Origin of the sequence: Celeribacter persicus (assembly GCF_003050785.1) — a bacterium.
GTDB classification, from domain to species: Bacteria; Pseudomonadota; Alphaproteobacteria; order Rhodobacterales; family Rhodobacteraceae; genus Celeribacter; species Celeribacter persicus.
The window spans coordinates 224584-238492 of record NZ_QAOH01000002.1 but is presented as its reverse complement, the minus strand read 5'-3'; the positions used below and the strand labels follow the sequence as shown (position 1 = coordinate 238492).

Genomic DNA, 13909 nt, shown 5'->3' with positions numbered 1-13909 from the left:
TCCCATGGCCGGGCGTGTCGCCGCGCCCGGTTTCTTTTCCTTTCTCACAGGCTCGACATGAACACACAAACCACCATCCCCGCACTCCTTTCCGACCGTCTGCGCGCGGCGACGCATCCGACACATGAGCAGCTCGATCAGTCGATCATGGCAGCCAAACCATTCGAGAGCGTCGAGAACTACGGTCGCTTTCTCGCGGTTCAACACGGCATTCACCGCGATGTCGCGCCGCTCTATGAGCAATCCGATCTGGCGGGTCTTTTTCCGGGGCTGACAGGACGTTGTCGCCTTGAGGCGGTGGGCCAGGATCTGGCCGATCTCGGGTTGAAGGCCCCGGACTATGACGAAGCCCCCGCGACAGCCAGCCCGGAAGGCCTTGGCGTCCCCGAAGCTCTGGGTTGGCTCTACGTGGTCGAGGGATCGAACCTCGGCGCGGCTTTCCTGCTTAAATACGCCAAGAAGATGGGGCTGTCCGAAGCCCATGGCGCGCGGCATCTGGCCGAGCCGCCCGAGGGGCGCGCACCCTATTGGAAGGCCTTCAAGGAGACGCTGAACGGGGTCGTGCTGAACGAGGCGGAAGAGGTCCGCGCGATTGCCGCTGCCGAGACCGCCTTTGCCCGTGTTCAGACGCTGGTGCGGCGTCATCTGGGTTGAACCATGCGTCTCTGATCGGCCTGCCTTTGCGTTTCAGGTCTGTTCCTGCCGCCTTGTGGCAGGGGCGGGCCGCGCATAGTTGAAAACCTCCCTTGAGCACCTTCAAGCCATTTGTTCGGATAAGAGCTTGTATTTATCTTGGGAAATATTTTTCCTATACGAAAAAAACTTGCAAATTTTTGAATGACAATATCATATTGCCGAAAATCATGCAGATTGGCACTTTGATGACTTGTGAATTTGGTGGGAAAACTGTCCTTGTGACTGGCGGCGCAGCCGGAATCGGCCTTGCTCTTGCGCGGGCGTTCGAGGCACAAGGCGCTGAGACCTATATCGCGGATATCGACGCGGAGGCACTTCAGGCCGCGCCTTTGGCGACGGAGCGCAAAATTCTCATGGATGTGCGCAACAAGGAGAGTGTCTCGGCAGGCTTCGCCGGGATCGGGGTGCTCGACATTCTTGTCTGTTCTGCGGCGGTGTCGTCGATGGGCGGCGTGCTTGAGATCACCGAGACGGATTGGGATGCTGCGATCGACACCAACTTGCGAGGGGTCTGGCTGACCAATGCTGAGGCGATGAAACGTTTTGCGGCGCAGGGGCATGGCTGTGTTCTGAATATCTCTGCGATGGCTGGCAAGATCGGTCCGCCGTTGTTCGGCGCCTATGCGGCTTCGAAGGCGGGGGTGATCGGCTGGACCCAGTCTTTGGCCAGAGAAGTGGCGCCGATGGGCGTGCGCGCCAATGTGATCTGTCCGGGCTTTACCGAGACGGGTATGCAGGTCCGGGAAATCGGCTGGGACATGGCGCGGCGCGGCGTCTCTGCCGATCATATCCGCGAAGAATACGTCGCGATGACCCCGATGGGGCGGTTGGAAAGCGTTGAGGATGTGGTGCCGGTGGCACTGTTTCTCTGTTCCGATGGGGCAGGGTTCATGACGGGACAAGCCGTCAATACGACCGGCGGTGTCTGTCTGGTATGACAATAGGGAAGGCCGAGCCAATGAAAGACTTCGACTATATCGTGATTGGCGCAGGGTCTGCTGGCTGTGTCGTCGCCTCAAGGTTGAGCGAAGATCCGGAGACGTCGGTTCTGATCATTGAAGCCGGTCGTCACAACGATTCCATTTTCGTGCGCTGGCCCGCGGGGTTTGCCAAGCTGCAAAGTGACAAGCACCGCTGGGAATGGATGACCGAACCGCAGGGCGCGGCGGACGGTCGTTCCGTGCCGATGGCGCAGGGCAAAATGGTCGGGGGCGGCAGCGCCGTGAACGGCATGGTTTATATCCGTGGCAATCGGCGCGATTATGACGCATGGGCCGAAGCGGGCAACGATTTGTGGTCCTGGGATCATGTTCTGCCTTTTTTCAAGGCCTGCGAAGATAACGAGCGGCTTGTCGATGCGTTTCACAGCGCCGGTGGTCCGCTTGGTGTGTCCGATCAGATTTCTCCCAGTCCGCTATCGCGGCTTTTCGTGCGTGCAGCGCAAGAGGCGGGGCTTAGATACAATACTGATTTCAATGGTGAAACGCAAAGCGGGGCCGGGCTCTATCAGGTGACGCAGCGCAATGCCGAGCGCTGTTCTTCGGCACATGCTTATCTTTATCCGGCGATGGCGGGGCGTAGGAACCTGACGCTGCGGACGGAGACGCTGGTCAAGCGGGTGATCTTCGAGGGGACGCGTGCCATCGGGGTCGAGATCGTTACGGATCAGGGGGTGGAGCGCATCCTTGCGAAGAAGGAAGTGGTTCTTTCAGCTGGCGCGATCAACACCGCAAAACTTCTGATGCTGTCCGGGGTTGGAGACCGTGCGGAGCTGGCTTCCGATGGGGTCGAGCCGGTGCATCATCTGCCGGGGGTGGGCAAGAATCTCCATGACCATGTCGATGCCTATGTCTGCGTGAAAATCAAAGAGCCGATCTCTTACACCGGGCATGACAAAGGCCTGCATATGGCGGTGCACGGGCTTGAATACATGATGTTTAAAACCGGTCCTGCCACGTCGAATGCCTGCGAAGGCGGGGCGTTTTACAGCTCCGAAGGGAACGAGGACTGGCCGGATGTCCAGCTGCATTTCATGCCGGTTGCGCTTGATTCGCATCAGGGGATTGAGGGACATGCGGTCACCGTGCTCTGTTCCTATGTGCGGCCCAAAAGCCGCGGCGAGGTGCGGCTGGCCTCGACCGATCCGAAAGACGCGCCGAAGGTGGATCCTAACTTTTTCTCTCACCCGGACGACATCGCCCACAACGTTGCCGCGATCGAGCTGGGGCGGGCGATCATGAACGCGCCGTCTTTTGCGGATCTCCATGACGGCGAGGTGTTTCCGGGTCCCGAAGCACAGGGCTTCGATGCTGTTGCACGCTATGTCAAAGACATGGCCAAGACTGATTACCACCCGGTCGGCACTTGTAAAATGGGGACGGACGAGATGGCGGTGGTCGACCAACATCTGCGGGTGCGTGGGCTCGACGGGCTCAGGGTGGTCGATTGTTCGGTGATGCCCTCTATCGTTTCTGGCAATACCAATGCGCCGGCGATGATGATCGGGGAACGTGGCGCGGCGGCGATCCGCTACGGAGACCCTGATCGCCTGCCCAAACCGGAGCGCCCGGGTCTGTGACCCTGCGGGCGCGGCCTCAGTTCTAATCTTTATTTTCCATTGGGGTGGCCTTCAGGAAGTCGTCCAGATTGTCCTGAGCTGCCCTGGGATCATAACAGACCGACAGGATGCGGGCGTTTTGATCGCCGACCGAAACATACATATGGCCCATGGAACTGTCGAAATACATGCTCTCCCCCGCCTTGAGCCGGGTTGGCGCATAGAATTCGGTATGGGCTTCGATCTCGCCGGAGAGGACATAGATCAATTCCTCTCCCTCGTGGCGGTTCCAGGCGTCAAAATCATCCGGGCTGCGCGCCAGAACTTCCATTTCCAAAGGAATCATTTCCTTTCGGGAGATATCGGTGCCGTGGACACCGTAGATGTATTGCGGGCAGGAGAAATAGGACACGTCCTGATCGCGCGTCACGGTGCGGCGCCCGGGTGCGATGGTGCGGTGTTGCGGGTTGATGATGTCCTCGATCGGCATTCCAAGCCCGTCACAGATACGCTTGAGCGTATGGTAAGAGACTGAAACCAGACCGTTTTCGATCTTTGAAAGCGAGGAGGGGGCCACCCCTGTGGACTCGCTGACCTGCGAAAGGGTGAGCCCTCGGACGGTCCGCCATTCACGAAGCCGGGTGCCGAGCTTTTCTGTCAGTTCTTTATTGCTCATCGTCTTGTCGCCTGTTCTTGCCCGATGCCTGTCGCGTGCAGGGCACTTCCTGTCTTAACACAATTGATCGCAAAGCGGGGGCTTCCCGACGCAGGCCGGGTGAATTGGCCGACTTTGCTGAAATTTCACGCAGAAAGATATTTTTTTCCAAGTGAAAATGCAACCAAATGAATTTCTATAATTTTCCTATAAGAAAAATCTTTCAAAATCGAAAAAAACGCTTAAAGCATAAGAAAGTTAATCAGGAGAGAATCCAGTGGCCAATCGTTTGCCTTGCCCCGATATCCATATCAGCACCCTGCGGCAGAAAGGGCAGCCCTATCCCGTAGCGCTTCAGCGTATTGTTGGGCATGGTCTGGCAGGCGAGGCGGTCGAACGGATCACCGAGTGGGACGGGTATAGGCCGACCCCTGTTCTGGATTTCGCCGGACTTGCCGAACGCTGCGGCGTGCAGGAGATTCTCTGTAAATACGAAGGGGATCGCTTTGAGATCGGCAGTTTCAAAGCGCTTGGCGGTGCCTATGCGCTGCAACGTGCATTGGAGGCACATGAAGGACCTCTGAACGATCTGGTCGCTGTGACGGCATCGGACGGGAACCACGGGTTGTCTTTAGCCTGGGGGGCGAAACAGGCGGGGGTGCGCTGCATCGTCTTTTTACATGCCGGAGTGTCGCAGAACCGACAGGAGTTGATCGAAGCACAGGGTGCCGAGGTGGTGCGGGTTGACGGAAACTACGATCTCAGCACCGCGACGGCGGATAAAATGGCCCGCGAAAACGGCTGGTTGCTGGTGCCTGACACGGCCAATAACGAAAATCCAAACCCGATCAATGTCATGGCGGGATACGGTGTGATGCTCGAAGAGATGTTCGGGGCGAAGCCTCAGTGCGATATGCCGACCCATGTGTTCATTCAGGGGGGATGCGGCGGTCTGGCGGCTGCGGTGGTAGGTTGGCTGCGCGAGCGAGATAACAGCACTGATGCGCCGAAATTCATCATTGTGGAGCCGGTCGAGGCCGCCTGTCTGATCGCATCCGCACGCGCCGGTTCGCCGGTTCTGATCGGGGGAGACCTTGATACCATCATGTCCGGCCTGTCCGTGGGCGAGGTCTCGGGCGTGGCCTGGCCGGTCATTGCTTTCGGCACGGATGCTTATATGTCGATCCCCGACACGATGGCGATCTGGACCATGCAGGGCGTCCGTGAGGGCGCATTCGGTGATGCGCCGGTCGAGATCGGTGACAGTGGGATCGCGGGGCTCGCCGGTCTGGTTGCGGTGAGCCGTGATGAGGAGCGACGCGCCAGGATCGGGCTGACGTCACAATCGCGGGTTCTGGTCATCGCGACGGAAGGGCCGGTGGACCGCATCAGTTACGATGCGTTGTGCTCGCGGGATCTGTCGGACGCGGGCCTGCCGGATTTTGCCGACTTCGGCGCCGTTTCGGTATAAGCGGGATAGGAAAGATGAGCTGGACACTTGGCATTGACGTCGGCGGAACCTTTACCGACCTTTGCGCACATAATCCTGACGAAGGGCGGACCTGTTATCACAAACGTCCCTCGACGCCGCATAATCCGTCGCAGGCCATTCTTGCCGGGATCATGGAGCTTTGCGAGAAATTCGGGCTCGATCCCATGGCGTTCGACCGGATCGCCCATGGCACCACGGTCGCAACCAATGCGCTGATCGAGAACAAGGGCGGTCGTGTCAGTCTGATCGTCACCAAAGGGTTCCGTGATCTTCTGGAGATCGGGCGACAGGTGCGACCGGAGATTTACGATCTTCAGAAAGATTTCCCAATGCCTCTGGTGCCGCGGGAGCGGCGTTTCGAAGTGACAGAACGGATTACCCGGGGCGGTCGTATTGTGACCCCGCTGGGGGCGGAGGAAATCGCCCGGGTGGTCACAGAGGTGGCGGCAAGCAAACCCGATGCCGTGGCGGTCTGTCTGCTATTTTCGCATCTCGACCCCTCGCATGAACAGGCTCTGGGGGCTGCGCTGAAAGCGGCGATGCCCGGGGTTCCCGTATCCCTGTCGAGCGAGGTGCGCCCGGAGTTTCGTGAATATGAGCGGCTGTCGACCACGGTGCTGAACGCCTGTCTGCAACCGGTGCTCGATGCCTATCTCGAAAGTCTGGAGACCGGGGTGCGCGACCTTGCGGGAGAGACACCGCTTGGGATCAACCAATCCTCCGGTGGGCTGATCACCGCTGCGCGGGCGCGCGAATTCCCGATCCGGACCGCCTTGTCCGGTCCCGCCGCCGGGGTGGCCGGTGCGGTGCATGAGCTGAAGGCCGCGGGCGAGCCGGCGGCCATCAGCCTCGACATCGGCGGGACAAGTTCGGATGTGGCTTTGATCTGGGAGTATCAGACGCGCACGGTGAATGAACGCTGGGTCGAAGGCTATCCGGTGCGGATGCCCTCGGTCGATATCGACGCCATCGGTGCGGGCGGCGGCTCGATTGCCTGGGTGGATAGTGACGGGCTTTTGAAAGTCGGGCCGCAAAGTGCCGGGGCCTTCCCCGGACCGGCCTGTTACGACCGGGGCGGCGATTTGCCAACGGTCTCGGATGCCAATGTCATCCTGGGGCGGTTGTCATCGAGGGGGCTTCTGGCCGGTGATATGCCGATGCGTCGGGATCTGGCCGAGGCCGTGGTTACGGATCTGGCCGAAAAGATCGGTCTGTCGCACATCTGGACAGCGCTTGGGATCATCGACATCGCGGTGGTGAACATGGTGCGTGGCATTCGGGCGATTTCGGTCGAGAAGGGCTATGATCCGCGCAATCTGACGCTGATCGCCTATGGCGGCGCGGGCCCGCTGCACGCTTCGGCGGTGGCGCGGGCGCTGAGTATTCCGCGTGTGGTCGTGCCGCCGCATCCGGGGATTCTCTGCGCGCAGGGGCTGATCGTTGCCGATCAGTTGGAACATTTCGTGCGTCCGCTGCACTGCGCGCTGGATGCGTCCTTGCCTGATCGGCTGATGCCCGCCTGGGCGGTGCTCTCGGCAGAGGCCGATGGCTGGTTCACCTCACAGGAGGTGCGCACAGAGGGGCGGGTGATCCGAGCGCGGCTCGACATGCGCTATGCAGGTCAGAATTTTGAGATCCCGGTGGCCTTCGATCCTGAGGCACCTTTCGATCTCGGCGCCTTGCGCGACGCCTTCTCCGAGGCGCATCGCCAGACCTATGGTTTCGATAATAAGACGGCGGAGATCGAAGTGACTTCGGTCCAGCTTGCTGCGTCGGGGCGGCACAATGCGGCCGCACGGTTCGGTATGCTTGAGGCGGGTGAGGGTGGCGTGCCGGACCCCTTTGAGCGCCGCGACGTCTGGTTCGACCGATCCGGTGCCGTGGACACGCCAGTCTATGACCGCACCGGCTTCCAGGCCGGGCAGGAAATCGCGGGCCCCGCCATCATCGAACAGCTCGACACAACGACGGTTCTGTTCCCGGGGGATCACGCCCGGGTGACCGAAGACGCGTCCCTCATCATTGAGATCGACCAATGACCGCACCCGATTATATCACCTCTCCCGTCTTTGCCGATGCGTCCGAATTGGACGCCGTGACGCTGGAAATCATCCTGTCCGGCCTGCGTTCCGTGGCGGACGAGACCTATATCGCCCTGATGAAAAGCGCCTTCTCGACCAACATCAAGGAGCGCAATGACCATTCCACGGCGCTGATCGACCCCAAGGGGCGGATGATCAGCCTGTGCGAACGTTCACAGCCGATCCACCTGTCCTCCATGCTGGGGCTGACCGGGGCGCTGTTGCGGAAATATCCGCTCGACGCGTTCAGGCCCGGGGATGTTTTCATTTCGAACGATCCCTATGTTGCAGACGGCTCTCACCTGCCGGACGTGAATTTTTCCATGCCGGTTTTCGTGGATGGCAAGCTTTTGTGCTTCATGTGCAACATCGCCCATCATGCCGATATTGGTGGTATGGCGCCGGGGTCGATGTCGGGGGGCATGACCGAAATCTATCAGGAAGGTCTTCGTATCCCGCCGGTGCGGTTGTTGACGGATTATCGGGTGAATGAGGACATTTTCGATCTGGTGCTTCTGAATGCCCGTGTGCCGGAAGAGCGGCGCGGCGATTACAACGCCCAGATTGCAGCCTGCCGATTGGGGGAGCGCCGCATTCATGAATTGGCCGAACGCCACGGGATCTCGGCGCTGGAGCAGGCTTTCGAACAGATCCTTGCGCGAACCTATACCCGGATGACCGATGCCATCTCGCAGATTCCGCCGGGTCGCTATGTTTTCGAGGACGTCATGGATGATGACGGGTTCGGGGCGATGAATATACCGATCCGTCTGGCGGTCACCGTGGGCGATCCGGCCCATGAAGGCCGGATTCAATGTGATTTCGAGGGCTCGAACCCGATGGTGCGTGGTAATATCAACGTGCCGTTCCGGGCGCTGCAATCGTCGGTCGTCTACGCGATGCGGGCGCTTCTCGATCCGAATATTCCTTCGAACCAGGGGATGTTGGATGCGATCGAGATCGAGGCTCCCGAAGGGTCTATGTTGCGTGCCGCTTTCCCGGCGGCGGTGGCGGGGCGGGCCAATACCTGTCAGCGAGTCATCGATGTGGTGCTGGGCGCCTTGGCGCCGGCGCTGCCCGACAAAGCGGTGGGGGCGGCTAACGGGGCCAATACCATGGTGGTGTTTTCTGGGCGCGATCCCGAGACCGGCAAGGATTACGTCTATCTCGAAACGGTTGGCGGCGGCTTTGGTGGCCGGGCTGCAAAAGACGGCAAGGATGGGGTTCAGGTCCATCTGATCAACACGTCGAACCTGCCTGTCGAAGCGATCGAGACGGAATATCCCTTGCTGGTCGAATCCTATGAATTCGTTGAAAACTCCGGTGGGGCGGGGATGTATCGCGGTGGCTTGGGTTTGCGCCGGACGATCCGTCCGGTCGGTCATACTGCGGTTTTCACCGGGCAGGGCGAACGCTTTCTGAACGCGCCATGGGGCGTGTTCGGTGGGGCGGAAGGCGGCAAGGGCGGGTTCTTTTTGGACAGTGATGCCGGTCGTCAGCCGATGGACACCAAACCCGGCCTGACCGGGGTTTCGCCAGAACAGGCGGTGACCGTCGAAACCGCCGGAGCCGGAGGCTATGGCGCGCCGGAGCAGCGCGACGCTTTGGCCATCGAGGGGGACCGCACCTCAGGAAAATATACGGCGGACTATCTCCGCGCCCATTACCCGCAAGTGAAGGAGGCCTGAATGTCGGGCAAAACGTCTGTCGAAACCGTGATCGTTGTCGGCGCCGGGATCATGGGGCTGAGCCTCTCCTGGGCGCTGGCGAAGCGTGGCGTGAAAGTCCGCCTTTTTGATCAGGGGCCGATCCCCAACCCGGTGTCTTCGTCCTTCGATGAACACCGGATCAACCGCCATGCCTATGGCAAGCTCAATGGTTATGCCCGGTTGATGCCGGATGCGTTTCGCGCTTGGGATGCGCTTTGGGCCGATCTGGGTGTCAGACATTACGAAGAGACAGGCGGTATTTATGTGCTGCGGCACGAAGACGACTGGTATGACAACACCACCCGCCAGCTGGCTGAACTGGGGGTCCCCTGCAAGGAGCTGAGCGCGACTGAGGTGGCGGATCGTTTACCGGTGCTGAACCCCGATGGCATTTTCCGTGCGGTTGAGGTGGGTGGTTCGGGCCTGTTGTTTCCGCGTCGGATTCTGACTGATCTGGTGGTGCATCTGACCCTGATGGGCGTCGAGCTCAACGCTTTTACCCCAGTGCAGTCCGTAGACCCCGAAGCTGGGAAAATCACGACTGACAAAGGGGTTGAGGAGGCCGATAAGGTGATTGTCGCAGCGGGCGCGTGGATCAGTCGTCTGGTGCCCGAGCTTGACGGTGTCGCCGTCCCCTCGCGTCAGGCCGTCCTCTATCTGGCACCGCCGCCGACGCTGATGAAGAGCTGGCAGAGCGCCCCCGTCGTCGTGGTCCGGGAAAAGGAGGCGGGGCTTTACTGTCTGCCGCCGCGTTGCGGGACACGGCTTAAAATCGGGGATCATCGCTTTTCGCTGACGGGGAATCCCGATGAGGACCGGATGGCGACCGATGACGATATCGCGCCGATCTGGGCTGCGATGCAAAAGGCCTATCGCAATGTGGACGACTACCGGATCATCGATCCGAAAGCCTGTTTTTACACTGTGACGGATGATGAAACATTCCGACTTGTTCAACCCGGTGCCCGCGGCTTTGCGATTTCGGCCTGTTCCGGTCACGGTTTCAAGCTGGCCCCCCTGATCGCTTCAGGTGTGGTGCAGGCGGTGCTTGAGGATCGTCCAACCGCTGAGGTCGCCACATGGGCGGCCGGTCTGGAGGAACAGCCACTGCCCCTATTTTGATCGCAGACCGTGCCCCTTTGGTCAAAATGAGGGGTTTCACGGAATGATGATAAATTTCCTATAAGAAAAATACGCAAAACAAAAAGAAAAGTGTAGACTGCAGGAAAAGACCTGGCGGGAAAAACCGCCGTATATCCATCCAACAGGAGATAAGAAATGACCATGCACACACTGAAAAAGACGTTGACTGCGTCGGTTGCCATGGCGGTGACCACATTGGCGTTGAGCGGCGCGGCGCGCGCCGATGAGATCCGGGCGGTCCTGGGGGGTGACCTGCAGGTGCTCGATCCGATCTCTTCGTCTTCCTATGCCACCCGAACCTTTGGTTTTATGGTCTATGACACGTTGTTTGCCCGCGATGGCGAAGGCGAAATCAAGCCACAGATGCTGGACAGCTACACCGTGTCCGACGATGGGCTGATCTATACGTTCGTGTTGCGCGACGGGCTGATCTGGTCGGATGAGACGCCGGTGACCTCGGACGATGTCGTGGCGTCTATCACCCGCTGGAGCCAGCGCGACGGGCTGGGCGGTCAGATGATGGCGGCGGCAGAAAGCCTGACGGCGCTCGATCCTCTGACTGTCGAGCTGAAACTGGCCAAGCCGTTCAGCATGGTTCTGGATGCCCTCTCGAAAGAAGGCTCGCCGGTGCCCTTTATCATGCCGAAAGCGCTGGCCGACAAGCCCGTGACCGAAGCGAATACCGAGGTTCTGGGCTCTGGCCCGTATCTTTTCATCGCAGACGAATTCGCGCCGGGCAGCAAGGCCGTCTTCAAACCGAACCCGAATTTTGTCTCACGCGATGAGGCGCCGTCGGGCATGTTCGGAGACAAGACCGCTGTGACGCCGATCGAACTGGTGTCGGTCTCCGATGCCGCCTCGCAGATTGCGGGGATTCAAACCGGCGAGCTCGACTTCCTGCAATATCCGCCCTTCGATCTCTTGCCGGTGCTGCGTGCCAATCCCGATATCGACGTGCTTGATCCGGGCCCCAATGCCGGGAACATCGGCCTGATGCGCTTCAACCATTTGCAGCCGCCGTTCGACAATCCGAAGGTGCGTCAGGCCGTGGCCTATGCGCTGGACCGTGGTGAAATCATGACCGGGGCAGGTGTGTCTCCGGAGGATCAGGATCCTGATTGTACGTCGTTCTTCTCCTGCGGCACGCCATTCGAGGCCCATAAAGGCGGTGAACAATATAAAGTGCGCGATCTAGACAAGGCCAAGGCGCTTTTGACCGAATCCGGGTATGCCGGTGAGGAAATGGTACTTTTGACCAGTGATGACGATCTGGCGGTGAACGCCGCTCAGGTGATCAAGCAGGAACTGGGCGAGGCGGGTATTCCCGTGCGTGTCGACGTGATGGATCTGAACACGCTCTTTGAACGCCGCGCCTCGAAAGCCCCGGTATCTGAGGGGGGCTGGTCGGCCTTTATTTCCTATCTTTCGGCGATGGACACCTCGTCGCCGGTGGCGCATCTTTACCTGAACAACAACTGTAACATGGACTACGCCGGCTGGTCCTGTGACGAAGAGATGCGCGCCCTTCAGGATGCCTTCACCAGTGAAACCGACCCTGCAAAACGCCAGGACATGGTCGATCAGATCAACGTGCTGGCGCAGGCAAGCCTGCCAACGCTGCTCTGGGGCGTGTTCTCACAGCCGGTGGCGATGCGGACCTCGCTTGTCGGCTTCAACTACAAGACCTCGACACCGGTCTTCTGGGGTGCCACGAAAGAGTGATGCTCTGATATCCTCCGGCGCGGTGACGGCCGCGCCGGAGACCCAAACGGTCGACGGAAGACATATCCATGCTAACCTACATTCTGAAACGCATCGGTGCGACCGTGCCTACGCTTTTCGTGGTGTCCTTTGTCATTTTTTCCCTGATGGCGCTGGCGGGCGGCGATCCTGCGCGGGTCCTTGCCGGGGATCAGGCCTCGCTTGCCGATCTCGACGCGATCCGGGATCAGATGGGGCTGAACGATCCGTTCATCCTGCGCTATCTGCACTGGCTCGGCGGGATCATGACCGGAGATCTGGGCACCTCGATCCTGACCAAACTGCCGGTGGTGACGCTGATCGGACAGCGTCTTGAGGCGACGCTTTCGCTCACGGTGTGTGCGATGGTTCTCTCTGTCGGGATTGGTCTGCCTTTGGGCATCTGGGGCGGGCTGCGTCCGCGTGGGCTTGTGAACAAGCTGGTTGAAGGGCTGGCGGTGTTCGGCTTTTCCGTGCCGGTTTTCGTGCTGGCCTATTTGCTGATCTGGGGCTTGTCTCTCAAGCTGCATCTTCTGCCGGTGATGGGATTCACCCCGATCTCTGAAGGGCTTTGGCCTTTCCTGTCGAAAATGTTTCTACCGTCGCTCGCGCTGACCCCGGTCTTTGCCGGTTGGATTGCCCGGGTGAGCCGGGATGCGGTGATCGATGTGCTGGATCAGGATTACATCCGCACTGCACGCTCCAAAGGCATGTCCATGTCGCGCCTTGTGGCCCGACATGTGATGCGCAATGCCGCCGTGCCGATCGTGACGGTGGTCGGAATGACCTTTGCCGCGCTGGTCAGCGGGGTTGTCGTGACCGAAGCCGTTTTTGCCATTCCGGGGCTGGGGCGGCTGACCGTCGATGCGATTTCTCAGCGGGATTACCCCGTCATTCAAGGCGTCGTTGTCCTGATGTCGCTGATCTACATCCTCGTCAATCTACTGGTGGATATCTGCTATGTCGTCTTTGACCCTCGCATCACCTATTAACAGGGGCGATCGCATGTTTTTCCGCCGTCTGGTTTCTGAAATCCGCCGCAACCCTCCGCTCTGGCTCGGGGCGCTGCTTTTGACCCTCATTGCAATTTCCGCCATAGGCGCGCCGCTCTGGCATACGGTCGATCCGACCCATCTAAACCCGGCCAAACGCCTGCTTGCTCCGGGGGCGGAGGCGTGGTTTGGCACCGATATGCTGGGCCGGGACGTCTGGAGCCGGACGCTCTATGGCGGGCGCATTTCGCTGATCGTGGCGGTGACGGTCGCTGTCATTACTGGTGTGGCGGGGCTGTTTCTGGGCATGGTTGCCAGCTTTCTGCGGGGCACGGACGGGGTCATCATGCGTGTCATGGACGGGTTGATGTCCATCCCGCCGATCCTTTTGGCGATTGCCATGATGGCGTTGACCGGGCCGAGCCTGATGAACATCCTGTTCGTAATCACCATCACCGAAATTCCGCGGGTCACCCGGGTGGTCCGCGCCCATGTGTTGTCGCTGCGCGAAAAGCCCTTTGTCGAGGCTGCGATCACCATGAACACGACGCTGCCGATGCTTCTGTGGCGCCATATCCTGCCCAATATCATCGCCCCGGTCATGGTGCAGCTGACCTTTGTGGCGGCAAGTGCAATGATCACGGAATCCATGCTGTCTTTCCTCGGCGCCGGCGTTCCGCCTGAGATTCCGAGCTGGGGGAATGTGATCGCCGACGGCCAGCTTTTCTTTCAAATCCACCCGTCTCTGATCCTCTTTCCCGGCATTTTGCTGAGCCTGACCGTTCTGGGGATCACCCTGCTTGGCAACGGGTTCAACCGACGTTTTCTGGCGTCTTCGCGCTAA

General features: G+C 59.9%; 11 protein-coding genes. 10 read left to right on the top strand and 1 reads right to left on the bottom strand.

Annotated features, from left to right (window positions below; translation table 11 throughout):
• The first annotated feature begins 57 nt into the window (after positions 1-57).
• From C8N42_RS04175 to C8N42_RS04165, 3 genes are all read left to right on the top strand, one after another.
• Complete coding sequence (locus C8N42_RS04175) at positions 58-654, top strand: biliverdin-producing heme oxygenase (protein ID WP_107815285.1); 597 nt, start codon at positions 58-60, stop codon at positions 652-654.
• Positions 655-881: 227 nt separating this feature from the next.
• Positions 882-1634, top strand: a complete 753-nt coding sequence (locus tag C8N42_RS04170) for an SDR family NAD(P)-dependent oxidoreductase (protein WP_107815382.1) — start codon at positions 882-884, stop codon at positions 1632-1634.
• Between the two features lie 20 nt (positions 1635-1654).
• A complete protein-coding gene (locus C8N42_RS04165) occupies positions 1655-3274 on the top strand; it encodes a GMC family oxidoreductase (RefSeq protein WP_170109192.1) in 1620 nt (539 codons plus the stop codon).
• A gap of 22 nt (positions 3275-3296) precedes the next feature.
• Here the strand turns inward: C8N42_RS04165 and C8N42_RS04160 are convergent, their stop codons facing one another.
• The gene (locus C8N42_RS04160; RefSeq protein ID WP_107815283.1) at positions 3297-3929 is read right to left on the bottom strand and encodes a helix-turn-helix domain-containing protein; all 633 of its coding nucleotides are present in this window, start codon (positions 3927-3929) and stop codon (positions 3297-3299) included.
• Between the two features lie 256 nt (positions 3930-4185).
• Between C8N42_RS04160 and C8N42_RS04155 the strand changes: the two genes are divergently transcribed.
• From C8N42_RS04155 to C8N42_RS04125, 7 genes are all read left to right on the top strand, one after another.
• Positions 4186-5379: a diaminopropionate ammonia-lyase gene (locus C8N42_RS04155; protein ID WP_107815282.1), complete on the top strand. Its 1194-nt coding sequence runs from the start codon at positions 4186-4188 to the stop codon at positions 5377-5379.
• A 14-nt stretch (positions 5380-5393) separates the two neighbouring features.
• Entirely contained in the window at positions 5394-7439 is a 2046-nt protein-coding gene (locus C8N42_RS04150; protein WP_107815281.1) for a hydantoinase/oxoprolinase family protein, read from the top strand.
• Positions 7436-9169 (top strand): hydantoinase B/oxoprolinase family protein, encoded by a 1734-nt coding sequence (locus C8N42_RS04145; protein WP_107815280.1) that lies wholly within the window; start codon positions 7436-7438, stop codon positions 9167-9169. Before C8N42_RS04150 ends, C8N42_RS04145 begins: the two co-directional genes overlap by 4 nt.
• Entirely contained in the window at positions 9170-10312 is a 1143-nt protein-coding gene (locus tag C8N42_RS04140) for an NAD(P)/FAD-dependent oxidoreductase (RefSeq protein ID WP_107815279.1), read from the top strand.
• Between the two features lie 156 nt (positions 10313-10468).
• The gene (locus C8N42_RS04135; RefSeq protein ID WP_107815278.1) at positions 10469-12055 is read left to right on the top strand and encodes an ABC transporter substrate-binding protein; all 1587 of its coding nucleotides are present in this window, start codon (positions 10469-10471) and stop codon (positions 12053-12055) included.
• 68 nt (positions 12056-12123) lie between these two features.
• The gene (locus C8N42_RS04130; protein ID WP_107815277.1) at positions 12124-13065 is read left to right on the top strand and encodes an ABC transporter permease; all 942 of its coding nucleotides are present in this window, start codon (positions 12124-12126) and stop codon (positions 13063-13065) included.
• Positions 13066-13078: 13 nt separating this feature from the next.
• Positions 13079-13909, top strand: a complete 831-nt coding sequence (locus C8N42_RS04125) for an ABC transporter permease (protein ID WP_211309142.1) — start codon at positions 13079-13081, stop codon at positions 13907-13909.